The sequence below is a fragment of the Diaphorobacter aerolatus genome (genome assembly GCF_014489535.1).
In the GTDB taxonomy this organism is placed as follows: domain Bacteria; phylum Pseudomonadota; class Gammaproteobacteria; order Burkholderiales; family Burkholderiaceae_C; genus Diaphorobacter_A; species Diaphorobacter_A aerolatus.
The window spans coordinates 4,529,930-4,542,892 of the sequence record NZ_CP060783.1 but is presented as its reverse complement, the minus strand read 5'-3'; the positions used below and the strand labels follow the sequence as shown (position 1 = coordinate 4,542,892).

Genomic DNA, 12,963 nt, shown 5'->3' with positions numbered 1-12,963 from the left:
GGGCGGTGAACGCTCGCACCACGTCTTCCGCCCTCCCGGCAGCGATGGCGAACTGGGACGACAATAGCAACCATGTCGTCCGAGTTTCCCGAATTGCATTCCGCTGAATTGCTGGCCCAGGTGGCCGCCCTGCCCCCCTGCCCGGCGTGTACCGCTATATCGATGCCCAGGGTGCGCTGCTGTATGTCGGCAAGGCGCGCAATCTGAAGAAGCGCGTCTCGAGCTACTTTGCCAAGAACCACGGCGGCACGCGCATCGGCCACATGGTCGGCAAGATCGCGCGGCTGGAGACCACGGTCGTGCGTTCCGAAGCCGAAGCGCTGCTGCTCGAGAACAACCTCATCAAGTCGCTGAACCCCAAGTACAACATCCTGTTCCGCGACGACAAGAGTTATCCCTATCTCAAGATCACCGGCGTGGCGGCCAAGGATGGCACGGGCTCGGCGCCGGGCCAGAAGTTTCCGCGCCTTGCCTACTACCGGGGCGCCGTGGACAAGCGCCATCGCTACTTCGGCCCCTATCCGGGCGCGTGGGCAGTCAAGGAAACGATTCTGCTGCTGCAGAAAGTGTTCCGCCTGCGCACCTGCGAAGACACCGTGTTTGCGAACCGCACCCGCCCCTGCCTTCTCTATCAGATCAAGCGCTGCACGGGGCCATGCGTCGATCTGATTTCGCCGCAGGACTATGCACTCGATGTGGGGCACGCCGAAGCGATGCTGCGCGGCGAGACCCAGGAACTGCTCGATCAACTGGAGGCGCGCATGATGGCGCATTCCGGAAGACTCGAATTCGAGCAGGCCGCCGAGGTGCGCAACCAGATCACCGCACTGTCGCGGGTGCTTCACCAGCAGGCCATTGAAACGGTCTCGGACAAGGACGTGGACATTCTCGCCGTGAAGGTTCAGGGCGGCCGCGCCTGCGTGAATCTGGCGATGGTGCGTGGCGGTCGGCATCTGGGTGATCGCGCCTATTTCCCGACGCATGTGGAAGACGCCACCGCCATCTACCGCGAGCAAATCGCCGTGGAAGAAGAAGAAAACGCCAGCGACACCGCGCAGCACGTGCGCGAAAAACCCGAGCGCTCGGTCGCGGTGCAGGTGTTGGAAGCGTTCATCGCGCAGCACTATCTGCATGTTCCCGTGCCGCCAACCCTGCTGGTGAGCGAGCCGGTCGATGAGTCGCTGATCGACGCGCTATCCGAGCAAAGCGGAGTGCGCGTGCATGCGGTGAGCCAGCCACGCGAGCAGCGTCGCGCATGGCTGGAGATGGCGCAGAAGAACGCCGATATCCAGCTTGCCCGGTTGTTGTCCGAAGAAGGTTCGCAACAGGCGCGCACACGCGCGCTCGCCGAAGCGCTGGATCTCGAAGCGGAAGACCTCGACCAGCTCACGATCGAATGCTTCGACATCTCGCATACGGCAGGCGAATCCACGCAGGCGTCGTGCGTGGTCTTTCATCATCACAAGATGCAGAGCAGCGAATACCGCCGTTTCAAGATCGAAGGCATCACCGGCGGCGACGACTACGCCGCGATGCGCCAGGTGCTCACGCGCCGCTACAGCAAGGTGGCCGAGGCCCAGCGCGAAGCCGGCGGCGCCGAGGTGGCCGCCGGGCAGGCGCGTCTGCCCGATCTGGTGCTGGTCGATGGCGGCAAGGGACAGGTGAGCATGGCGCGCGAAGTCTTCGAGTCGCTGGGACTGGATCTTTCGCGCATCGTCGGCGTCGAAAAAGGCGAAGGCCGCAAGGTCGGTCTCGAAGAACTGGTGTTTGCCGATGGCCGAGAAAAGGTCTACCTGGGCAAGGATTCCGCCGCCCTCATGCTGGTCGCGCAGATTCGCGATGAGGCCCACCGGTTTGCGATCACCGGCATGCGCGCAGCGCGCGCCAAGGTGCGCGTGGGTGGCAGTCGCCTCGAAGACATTCCCGGCATCGGTCCCAAGAAACGGGCGCGGCTGCTGCAACGCTTTGGCGGCGTGCGCGGCGTGGGCGATGCGAGCGTCGCCGATCTGGCATCGGTGGAAGGAATTTCGCGCGAACTCGCCGAGGAGATTTACCGCGCGTTACGTTGAATGGGCGAAGCATGCGCACGCTCCGCAGCCTGCCGGGGAGCAGTTCTGAGCAGGGCTTTGTTTTGCATGACACAATCGCCGCATGTTTTTCACCATCCCCACCATAATGACTTGGACGCGCATCGTCGCGATCCCTTTGATCGTGGGAGTGTTCTCCGCGCCGCTGGAGCCGCAAACGCAGAATCTGGTGGCCACGGTGATGTTCATCGCGTTTGCCATCACCGACTGGCTTGACGGCTATCTCGCGCGCAAGCTCAATCAGACATCGTCCTTCGGGGCGTTCCTCGATCCGGTAGCCGACAAGTTTCTGGTCTGCGCCGCGTTGCTGGTATTGGTACATCTGCAGCGCGCCGATGTGCTCGTGGCGCTGATCATCATTGGCCGTGAGATCGCGATTTCCGCGCTGCGCGAATGGATGGCGCAGATCGGCGCGAGCAAGAGCGTGGCCGTGCACATGATCGGCAAACTCAAGACAACCGTTCAGATGGTGGCCATTCCATTCCTGCTCTACGACGGCAAGCTGTTTGGCGTGATCGATACCGGTGTGTGGGGCACCTGGCTCATCTGGATCGCCGCGATCCTCACGATCTGGTCGATGGTTTACTACTTGCGCAAGGCTTTACCGGAAATTCGTGCGCGGGTTGTCAAGTAGCAAGTGTCAATCTCGATTGATGTGTTGCATCCAAGTCAACCGGTAGCAGGCCGCATGCGCTTTTGCGAGGCAAATGCTGCAACGAGCCAAAGTCCAAGCGAAAAATACGACTAGAATTCCCACCCATGCTGTTGCCCGGCGGCGGTCTGTATTGACACCAACGAAGGGGATAGCTTTAATCTGGAGCAGCAATCTGTCGAGCGGTCAATCTTTTCAAGGGATTGATGAGTTGCTGCAAAGCAGCGACAGAAAACTCCCTCCAGGTCTGCAAGAACGAATTAATCCCTTCCACTCATTTGCGAGAGGTTCCTTGTGAATAAAACCGAACTGATTGAGCACATTGCTAACAACGCTGACATCTCCAAGGCTGCTGCTGCACGCGCTCTGGAATCCACGATCGATGCGGTCAAGAAGACGCTGAAAAAGGGTGGCACGGTGTCGCTCGTCGGTTTCGGCACCTTCGCGGTGGGCAAGCGTGCCGCTCGTACGGGTCGCAACCCCCGCACCGGTGATACAATCAAGATCAAGGCAGCCAAGGTGCCAAAGTTCCGCCCAGGCAAGGCCCTGAAAGACGCGCTGAACTAAACAACAGGTTGATTGAAGTGGGTGCTTAGCTCAGTTGGTAGAGCGGCGCCCTTACAAGGCGTAGGTCAGCGGTTCGACCCCGTTAGCACCCACCACTAGATCCCGAACGAAGAAGCCACTTGAAGTCATTCGAGTGGCTTTTTTAATGCTTGTTCGCAATTGATTTGACGAGCTTCTGATCGAGCTCCACGCTGTCGCCCTACCCCCTGAAAAACGCCTGCTGCGCACGCCGTGCGAATCGCCCACTCTCGCGCCCGCGTGGCAAAAACGCATTGGCATTGCAGGCCCAAGTGGTTTGCGAATGCGCATGAGATCGAAAACTCCGGGCGAAAAGGTACAATCTTGGGCTGGTCGCCCATGTCGGGTGACAAGCCTCGTTGGTGCTTGCATCGCGCTCTTGCCGTGCAATTTGCCAGCCGCCCAAGCAAAGGCGAACGTCAGGTTCGCCTTTTCTTTTGTTGCAAGAAAGACTGACTGACCATGTTTGAAGCCATCCGCAAGCACTCAAAAATAGTGATGTTCTTGCTGGTCTTGCTGATCGTTCCCTCGTTCATTCTCGTGGGAGTGAACCAGAACTACTTCACCGAGAAGAGCCCCGTCGTGGCGCGCGTGGACGGCAAGGACATCACGCAAGCGGATTGGGACGCCGCGCACCGCCAGGCCAGCGACCGCCTGCGCGCGCAGAACCCGGCCATGGACAACAAGCTGCTGGACTCCCCGCAGGCCAAGTACGAAACGCTTGAGCGCATCGTGCGCGACAAGGTGTACGAGTCGGCCGCGCGCAAGATGCACTTCGCGACCACCGACGTGCGGCTGGCGCGCGAGCTGCAGAAGATTCCGCAGATCGCCGCACTGCGCAAGCCCGACGGCACGCTGGATGCCGAAGCGTATCGCGCGCTCGTCGGCGCCCAAGGCTTGACACCCGAAGGCTTCGAGAACCAGGTTCGCTACGATCTGTCGGTCAATCAGGTGATGGGCGGTCTGCTCACATCGTCGTTCAGCACCGAACCCGAAGTGAAGCTCGGCATGGACGCCGTCTGGCAAGGCCGTCAGATCCAGGTTGCGCGTTTCGACGCCAGCAACTACACATCCAAGGTCACCGCGTCGGATGCCGACGTCGAAGCCTTCTACAAGGCGAATGCGCCGCGCTTCCAGCAGAACGAGCAGGCCGCGGTCGAATACCTTGTGCTGAATCTCGATGCCGTCAAGGCCACCATCGTTCCGAACGAAGACGACCTGCGCACCTTCTACAAGGAAAACCTCGAGCGCCTGTCCGGCAAGGAAGAACGCCGCGCAAGCCACATCCTGATCAGCGCACCCAAGGAAGCCTCGTCCGGCGACCGCGAAAAAGCCAAGGCAAAGGCCGAGGCCATCCTCGCCGAAGTCCGCAAGAATCCCGCGAGCTTTGCCGACGTGGCCAGGAAGGAATCGCAAGATCCTGGGTCTGCAGCGTCCGGGGCGATCTGGGATTCTTCTCGCGCGGCTCGATGGTCAAGCCATTCGAAGACTCCGCCTATGCGCTGAAGAAAGGCGACATCAGCGACGTCGTGGCCTCCGACTTCGGTTTCCACATCATCATGCTGACCGACGTGAAGACGCCGCCGCGCCCCACGTTCGAAGAACTGCGCCCCAAGCTCGAAGCCGAACTGCGTGACCAGCAGGCCCAACGCAAGTACGCAGAAATCGCCGACACCTTCACGAACACCGTCTACGAACAAGGCGACAACCTGAAGGCCGTCGCCGACAAGTTCAAGCTCAAGCTGCAAACCGTGAACAACGTCACTCGCGTGCCCGGTCCCGAAACACAAGGTCCGCTGGCCAACGCGCGCTTCCTCGAAGCACTGTTCTCGCAGGACGCCCTGCAAAACAAGCGCGCCACCGAAGCCATCGAAGTAGGCCCGAGCATGCTGGCCGCCGGCCGCGTGACCAGCTACACGCCCGCAATGACCATCCCCTGGGAGCAAGCCAAGGAAAAGGCCAGGACGTTCTACATCGCAGACAAGGCCGCTGAACTCGCACGCCAGGACGGCGACGCCAAGCTCGCCGCATGGAAAGCCGCCCCCGCTTCTGCCACCGGCCTGTCCGCTCCGATGACGGTCTCGCGCGAACAGCCGCACGACCAGCCCCGCCCCGTTCTCGACGCCGTGCTGCAGGCCCCCATCGACAACCTGCCCACCTGGGTCGGCGTGAATCTGGGCGCCGCAGGCTACGCCGTTGCGAAGGTGGAAAAGATCGTCCCCGCGCACCGCAGGACGCCGCCACCACCGAGCGCGAACTCCAGCAATACACCCAAGTCTGGTCCGGCGTGGAAGCCATGGCGTACTACGAACTGCTCAAACAGCAATTCAAGGCAGAAATCAAGGTTCCCCGCCCCAGCACGGAATAACGACGGAAGGCCCGGACGCTAAAAATTTCGACAGCGTCTGGGGCTGACCCCGAAAATGGCGCTATAATCGATTTCTACACTACGGTGGCTGTAGCTCAGTTGGTAGAGTCCAGGATTGTGATTCCTGTTGTCGTGGGTTCGAGCCCCATCAGCCACCCCAAATGCCAGTAAAACAAGGACCTTCGGGTCCTTGTTTCGTTTCGGGGGTCTACACACTGCCATCTTCCCTTTCGCGCAATTCGAACAAGCTGCGTAATTTAGGGGAGTCATTCGGCATTAGTTTTCAGTTCAACTATTTTCATCATGAATGCATTTCGCTACGATGCATGCATCGAATGCATTTGGATGATCCCCATGGCCATGCTGACAGTTCGAAATCTTCCCGAGGAAGTGCACCGTGCTCTACGCGTTCGCGCTGCCCAGCACGGCCAGAGCATGGAGGCTGAAGTGCGCGAGATTTTGGAGTCAGCGATTAGTCCCAAAGGGCGCGTGAAGCTGGGTTCGCTCCTGGCTGACATGGGCCGCCAAGCCAAGCTGAGTGATGAAGAGTTTGCTGTGTTCGAGCAGGTGCGCGACGAAACGCCTGCGCGTCCGGTGAGCTTCGAATGATTCTGCTCGACACCAATGTGATGTTGGAGCCTCTCCGGCACGCTCCTGAGCCGCGGGTGATCGAGTGGATCGACGCCCAGGCGATGGATACTTTGTTCCTTTCCGCCATCACGGTGGCCGAATTGCGGGCGGGTGTCGTCTTGCTGCCGGCTGGCAAGCGGCGCGCATGCCTGCAAGAGAACTTGGAAAAGCGCGTGCTGCCGTTGTTTGCTGGCCGGGTACTGCCCTTTGACTTAGCCTGCACCCAGGCCTATGCGGCGCTGATGGCCAAGGCACGCGCCGTGGGCACGGCCATCTCTTCGGCAGACGCCTACATCGCCGCCATCGCATCGGCCAATGGATTTGCCGTTGCAACGCGGGATACCAGTCTCTTCGAAGCAGCGGGCGCAGGCGTGATCAACCCATGGCAAGGGTAATCGGAAAATGCGGATTGGGAGGATCGGATGGATAAGCGCGACTTGAGCGAACGCGACATCTGCACCAAGTTCATCACGCCTTCGATTCAGCAGGCTGGTTGGTTGCAGCATCAGTTTCGCGAGGAAGTGGGTCTTACCGATGGGCGAGTGGTGGTGCGCGGCAAGCTGGCGTCTCGGGTGCGCAATCCGGATGCCAAAGGCGGGCCCAAGCGGGCTGACTATGTCCTCTACGCCCGGCCGAACGTTCCACTGGCCGTGATCGAGGCGAAGCAAGCTCGGTTCCCGGTTGGCCACGGCATGCAGCAGGCTCTAGCCTATGCCGAGATGCTGGACGCCCCATTCGCCATCAGTAGCAACGGTATTGCATTCCTGGTGCACGACCGGACTGGGCTGACCTCGCCTGCGGAACGCGAAGTTCCAATGGACGCCTTTTTGACTCACGCCGAGCTATGGGCATTGTTTCAGCAGTGGAAGGGGCTGACAGAGCCAGCAGCAGTGGCGCTAGTGGAGCAGCCGTTCTATACGGACGGCAGCGACAGGGAACCCCGCTACTACCAGCGCGTCGCCATCAATCGCGCGATTGAGGCGATTGCCAAGGGTCAGCAGCGCGTGTTGCTGGTCATGGCCACAGGCACGGGCAAGACCTACACCGCCTTCCAGATCATCTGGCGGCTGTGGAAGGCCAAGGCCAAGAAGCGGATCCTCTTCCTGGCGGACCGAAACATCCTGGTCGACCAGACCATGCAGCAGGACTTCGCCCCGTTCGGCGAGGCGATGCACAAGGTCACCAACCGCGAGGTCAAGAAGAACTACGAGATCTACCTCGCGCTGTACCAGGCCGTGACAGGGCGCGAGGAGTGGAAGCAGATCTATCGGCAGTTCCCCGCCGACTTCTTCGACTTGGTGGTCATCGACGAGTGCCATCGCGGCAGCGCTGCCGATGATTCCGCCTGGCGGGACGTACTGGACTACTTCAGTGCAGCAACGCACCTAGGCATGACTGCGACACCGAAAGAGACCAAGGAGGTGAGCAACCTCACCTACTTCGGCGATCCGATCTACACCTACTCGCTGAAGCAAGGCATAGAGGACGGCTTCCTCGCACCCTACAAGGTCATCCGCATCGCGACCGACATGGATGCAGTCGGCTACACCCCGGAGAAAGGCAAGGTCGACAAGCTGGGCCAGCCTGTCGCGCAGCGCCAGTACACCACCAAGGACTTCGACCGCAACCTGGTGCTAGAGAAGCGCACCCGGCTGGTTGCTTGCAAGGTGTGGGAGTACCTGAAGGCCACGGATCCGATGGCCAAGACCATCGTGTTTTGCGACGACCAGGACCATGCCGAGCGCATGCGTCAGGAGCTGGTCAAGATCATCCCCGCCGCCGCCAGCAACCGTCGGTACGTCATGCGCATCACCGGCGATGACAACGAGGGCAAAGCCCAGCTGTCGTACTTCATCGACAACGACGAGCCGTATCCCGTGATCGCCACCACATCGAAGCTGTTGACCACCGGGGTGGACGCGAAGACCTGCAAACTGATCGTGCTGGACCAGAACATCAACTCGATGACCGAGTTCAAGCAGATCATCGGCCGCGGAACGCGCCTGCGCGAGGACTACCAGAAGCTGTACTTCACCATCATGGACTTCAAGGGCGCCACGCGCTTGTTTGCCGATCCGGACTTCGACGGCGAACCTGTGGTGATCTACGAGCCCAAGGACGACGAACCGGTGCTGCCGCCCGAGGTTCCATTGGGAACAGGTGAGCCCGATCCTTCGTCCCTTGGACCCGCACAGTCCAGCACAGAGGTCACACCGCCTGGCATCACCACCGGCGGCGGGGGCGAAGGCCGTATAAAGTACATCATCGGAGACGTCAACGTGCGCGTTGCTGTCGAGCGATCGCAGTACCTTGATGCCGACGGCAAGCTCATCACCGAGGACTACCGCGTCCTGCTCAAAGACGACATCAAGAAGGCGCTGCAGGCCGAGTTCGGCGGCTTGACCGACTTCCTCCGCCGCTGGAATGGCGCCGAGCGCAAGCAGGCAGTCCTTGAAGAGTTGGCTGACCACGGCGTCCCCCTGGAGGTCCTGCAGCAAGCCGTACTGAACGGCGCCGAGCTGGACGTGTTCGACCTCGTGGCCCATGTCGCCTTCGACCAGAAACCGCTGACCCGGCGCGAGCGCGCCAACAACGTCAAGAAGCGCGACGTGTTCGGGAAATACGGTGACCAAGCCCGGGCCGTGTTGGAAGCCTTGCTCGACAAGTTCGCTGACCACGGCGTGCAGAACATCGAAGACGCCAAGGTCCTGGAGTTGCCGCCTTTCGACCAGTTCGGCAGCAAGACGCAGATCCGGCGCGGCATCTTTGGCGGGGTCGAACAGTTCACCCAGGCCGTGCAGGCTCTGGAACAAGCACTTTACGAAGAGAACGACAAGAAGCAAGCCTGACCCACTGGCGGGCGGCTTGATCCGAGAACAACGAGATGAACCTCACCAGCACCATCAAGTCCATCCAAGACATCATGCGTAAGGACGACGGCGTCGACGGCGACGCCCAGCGCCTGGGCCAACTCACCTGGATGCTCTTCCTCAAGGTCTTTGATCAGCGTGAGGAAGAATGGGAAGACGACAACGCGAAGTACAAGTCCCCGCTGCCGAAGGCCATGCGCTGGCGCAACTGGGCGGCCTACGTGGCAGGGCCAGACGGCAAGAAGAAGCCGCAGATCGCCGGCAGCGCCATCATCAGCTTCGTCAACAATGAGTTGTTCCCCACGCTGAAGGAGTTGAACGCCAACGCCAGCCCGCAGCACAAGGTGATCCGCAGCGTCTTCGAGGACGCCAACAACTACATGAAGTCCGGCACCCAGTTGCTCGCCGTGGTCGAGAAGCTGGAAGAGGCCATCAACTTCCACGACTTCAAGACCCGCGCCAGTCTGGGGGACGTGTACGAGCAGTTGCTGAACGACCTGCGCGGCGCCGGCAACGCGGGCGAGTTCTACACCCCGCGCGCCATCACCCAATTCATGGCCGACCGGCTAAATCCCAGCTTGGCCAAGCGTGAGACCGTGATGGATCCGGCCTGCGGTACCGGCGGCTTCCTCACGGCCGCCATCGACCACCTGCGCAACCAACTGACGGCCAAATCCAGCGCGGCCGACAAGGCCGCCATCGAGGGCCTGATCCGCGGCATCGAGAAGAAGCAGCTGCCGCACCTGCTGTGCACCACAAACATGCTGCTGCACGGCATCGACGTGCCCAGCCAGATCGAGCACCGCAACACCCTGGGCGTAGGCTGGAACGAGTGGAACGCCAACGACAAGGTGGACTGCATCATCACCAACCCGCCCTTCGGCGGCTACGAGGACGACGGCGTGGGCGGTGACTACCCGGCTGACCTGCGCACGCGAGAAACCGCCGACATGTTCATGGCGCTGATCGTCAAGAAGCTGCTGAAGGAGAACGGCCGCGCCGCCGTCGTGCTGCCCGACGGCTTCCTGTTTGGCGACGGCACCAAGGCCATACTGAAGAAGCTGCTGCTGCGCGACTGCAAGCTCCACACCATTGTGCGCCTGCCCAAGGGCGTGTTCGCCCCGTACACCACCATCAAGACCAACCTGCTGTTCTTCACCAGGGGCGCCACGGTGGACGATGGCACCGAGCACTTTCACACCGACACCATCTGGTACTACGAGCACCCGTATCCGCCCGGCTACAAGAGCTACAGCAAGACCAAGCCCATCCGCTTCGAAGAGTTCAAACCCGAGCAAGACTGGTGGGGCAGCGAGGCCAATGACTTTGCCGACCGGGTGGAGAACGAGTTCGCCTGGAAGGTGGATTTCAAGACCAAGCGCGAACAGGCGGAGGCCGCCGCGAAGCCGCATTGGGACCGGGCCGAGCAGTTGGGTAACGAGGCCAGCGCTCTTGAAAAACGTGTCCCCGACCTGCGCGAGTCCATCAAGAGTTTGAGCGATGCTAAACAGCGCCAGCCGGTGGAGGCAGAGATCGACACATTGCGCGCCCAGGCCGAAACCTTGCGCTCGCAAGCCCGCGATGCCAAGGGGGCCGGGGACCGGCTGTACTGGCCGATCTACAACCTGGACCTCAAGAACCCCAACGCGCCCGAGGAAGAGAGCCATGACCCCGATGTGCTGCTCGACAAGTACAAGGCGCTGCTGGGCCAGATCGACGAGACCGAGAACCGCCTGAAGAGCGAGCTGGCTGCGGCGTTGGCGCACCACTTCGTGGGCGAGGACGCTTGATGAATGCGCAGCAGTTCCTGGCGGAGTTCGGGCACATCGCCAACTCACCTGGGGGAGTAGCGAAGCTCCGGGCGCTTATCCTTCAACTTGCCATTTCTGGGCGGGCGACGGAGCGTGTGCCGGGCGACGTCACGGCGGACTCGTTGATTGAGCTGAACAGGCGGCACCAAAAGACTCTGATCGCTAAGAAGGAGATCAAGAGGCAACCGGATCCGACCGGAGTTTCGAAAGGTGATCAGCCATGGCTGTTGCCGGATGGCTGGGCCTGGACACGACTTGGCCACGTCACAAACTACGGGGATGCGCCCAAGATTGCACTCGGGGACGTTGACGAAGACACATGGGTCCTTGAGCTCGAAGACATTGAAAAGAGCACCTCAAAGCTGTCGACCAAAGTCTTGGTCCGGGATCGTCAGTTCAAGAGCACCAAGAACGGCTTTCCAGCTGGTGCAGTTCTGTATGGGAAGTTGCGTCCGTATCTTGACAAAGTCCTGATCGCGGACTCGCCCGGTGTTTGTACGACGGAGATTAGCCCGATCTCATTCTTTGAACACATCGAGGCAGGTTATCTGCGGTGGTATTTGAAGTCCCCTTACTTTGTTGCCTATGCAGACGGCTCAACCTACGGCATGAACCTTCCCCGTCTGGGGACGAACGCGGCACGTGAGGCGCTGTTTCCTTTTCCGCCAAGGCAGGAGCAAATCCGCATCGTCGCCAAAGTCGACGAGCTGATGGTCTTGTGCGATCAGCTGGAGCAGCAGCAGCAAGACCGCCGCAAGCTGCAGAACGCCCTGCGGCAGTCCACCCTGCAAGCCCTCACCAGCGCCCAAAGCCCGCACGAATTGCAGACGAGTTGGCTACGCCTGCAAGCCAACTTCGGGGCTTGTTCAGCGAGCCGGCGGATGTCGATGACGTCATCGCCGAGCTGAAGAACTTGGCTGTGCGTGGGGTGCTGGTGCGAGCCAGCAAATCTGACGTCGATCTGGCGCGCATCACAGCGGATTGTTCGGCACTTCGTTCGAAGTACATCGCCACTGGTGTGATGCGACGGCAGAAGCTGGCGGGTATGGTGGAACGCGATATGACCTACCCAGAGCACTGGGCCGTGGCGGCGTTCGATGAGGTCGCAGTGGTCATTGGCGGTGTCACCAAAGGCCGAGATCTGCGGGGCAAGCCGGTGGTGATGTGCCCCTACTTGGCAGTTGCCAACGTTCAGCGCGGTTACTTCAAACTGGAGCACCTGAAGTCCATCGAGATTGCAGAGGACGAGCTGCCGAAGTACCTGGTCCACGAGGGTGACCTCTTGATCACCGAGGGCGGGGATTGGGACAAGGTTGGCCGAACAGCAATCTGGCAAGGCGGCGTAGAGAAGTGCCTCCATCAGAACCACGTCTTCAAGGCTCGCGTTCCCAGCGAGAAGCTTCTGAAAGCGTGGGTGGAGTTGGTCTTCAACTCCGGCATCGGCAGGGACTATTTTGCCGGGGCGTCGAAGCAAACGACCAATCTCGCGTCCATCAACATGACACAGCTTCGCAGCTTCCCCCTGCCGATCCCGCCGGTGGACGAGCAGCGACGCATTCTTGATGCACTGGCGACGCTCACTGACCTGTGCGAGGAATGGCGGCGGCAGTTGAAGCACAAGGGGGACTTGGCATCGCTGTTCGCTGCGGCGTCCGTTGCTTCCCTTACCGGCATCAGCATCGAACTAGACGAGGAAACCGCCGTGAAAGCCCCGCAAACCGAACTGATCGCCCACCTGCGCCTTGCCATGCCGCCCGACGTGAAGGCCCAGGCGCCGCTCGCTACGCTATTGGCCCGCCACCAAGGCGAGATGGCTGCGCGCGATCTGTGGCAACGCTTCGGCGGTGAGATTGACGCCTTCTACGCGCAGCTGAAGACCGAGGTGGCTCACGGTTGGATCGCTGAACCGGATGTGGCGCAGGTGCGCGAGAAAGCCGCTACCGAAGCGGCCAAGGCCTGA

At 60.9% G+C, this 12,963-nt stretch carries 9 protein-coding genes, 2 tRNA genes and 1 pseudogene; all 12 read left to right on the top strand.

The annotated features are described in order from the left end of the window. Window positions 1-146 precede the first annotated feature (146 nt). The 12 genes and pseudogenes from uvrC to H9K75_RS24300 all read left to right on the top strand — a co-directional run bounded on the left by uvrC (window position 147) and on the right by H9K75_RS24300 (window position 12,963). The gene (gene uvrC / locus H9K75_RS21305) at window positions 147-2,069 is read left to right on the top strand and encodes an excinuclease ABC subunit UvrC (protein WP_404826372.1); all 1,923 of its coding nucleotides are present in this window, start codon (window positions 147-149) and stop codon (window positions 2,067-2,069) included. Between the two features lie 82 nt (window positions 2,070-2,151). Then, window positions 2,152-2,721: a CDP-diacylglycerol--glycerol-3-phosphate 3-phosphatidyltransferase gene (pgsA, locus tag H9K75_RS21300; RefSeq protein ID WP_187724042.1), complete on the top strand. Its 570-nt coding sequence runs from the start codon at window positions 2,152-2,154 to the stop codon at window positions 2,719-2,721. A gap of 312 nt (window positions 2,722-3,033) precedes the next feature. Then, complete coding sequence (locus tag H9K75_RS21295; RefSeq protein ID WP_043387285.1) at window positions 3,034-3,306, top strand: HU family DNA-binding protein; 273 nt, start codon at window positions 3,034-3,036, stop codon at window positions 3,304-3,306. Window positions 3,307-3,325: 19 nt separating this feature from the next. Further along, a tRNA-Val gene (locus H9K75_RS21290) sits at window positions 3,326-3,401 on the top strand. Between the two features lie 385 nt (window positions 3,402-3,786). Beyond that, window positions 3,787-5,692: pseudogene (locus tag H9K75_RS21285) on the top strand (peptidylprolyl isomerase). An 84-nt stretch (window positions 5,693-5,776) separates the two neighbouring features. After that, a tRNA-His gene (locus H9K75_RS21280) sits at window positions 5,777-5,852 on the top strand. A 194-nt stretch (window positions 5,853-6,046) separates the two neighbouring features. After that, entirely contained in the window at window positions 6,047-6,301 is a 255-nt protein-coding gene (locus H9K75_RS21275; protein WP_187726135.1) for a FitA-like ribbon-helix-helix domain-containing protein, read from the top strand. Continuing rightward, entirely contained in the window at window positions 6,298-6,717 is a 420-nt protein-coding gene (locus H9K75_RS21270) for a type II toxin-antitoxin system VapC family toxin (RefSeq protein WP_187724041.1), read from the top strand. Before H9K75_RS21275 ends, H9K75_RS21270 begins: the two co-directional genes overlap by 4 nt. A gap of 27 nt (window positions 6,718-6,744) precedes the next feature. Further along, entirely contained in the window at window positions 6,745-9,171 is a 2,427-nt protein-coding gene (hsdR, locus tag H9K75_RS21265; protein WP_187724040.1) for an EcoAI/FtnUII family type I restriction enzme subunit R, read from the top strand. A gap of 35 nt (window positions 9,172-9,206) precedes the next feature. Further along, on the top strand, window positions 9,207-10,982 hold the full coding sequence (locus tag H9K75_RS21260) for a class I SAM-dependent DNA methyltransferase (protein WP_187724039.1): 1,776 nt from the start codon (window positions 9,207-9,209) through the stop codon (window positions 10,980-10,982). Further along, complete coding sequence (locus H9K75_RS24305) at window positions 10,982-11,911, top strand: restriction endonuclease subunit S (RefSeq protein ID WP_226858348.1); 930 nt, start codon at window positions 10,982-10,984, stop codon at window positions 11,909-11,911. The genes H9K75_RS21260 and H9K75_RS24305 overlap by 1 nt, the downstream gene beginning before the upstream one ends. Beyond that, a complete protein-coding gene (locus H9K75_RS24300; protein WP_226858347.1) occupies window positions 11,866-12,963 on the top strand; it encodes a restriction endonuclease subunit S in 1,098 nt (365 codons plus the stop codon). The genes H9K75_RS24305 and H9K75_RS24300 overlap by 46 nt, the downstream gene beginning before the upstream one ends.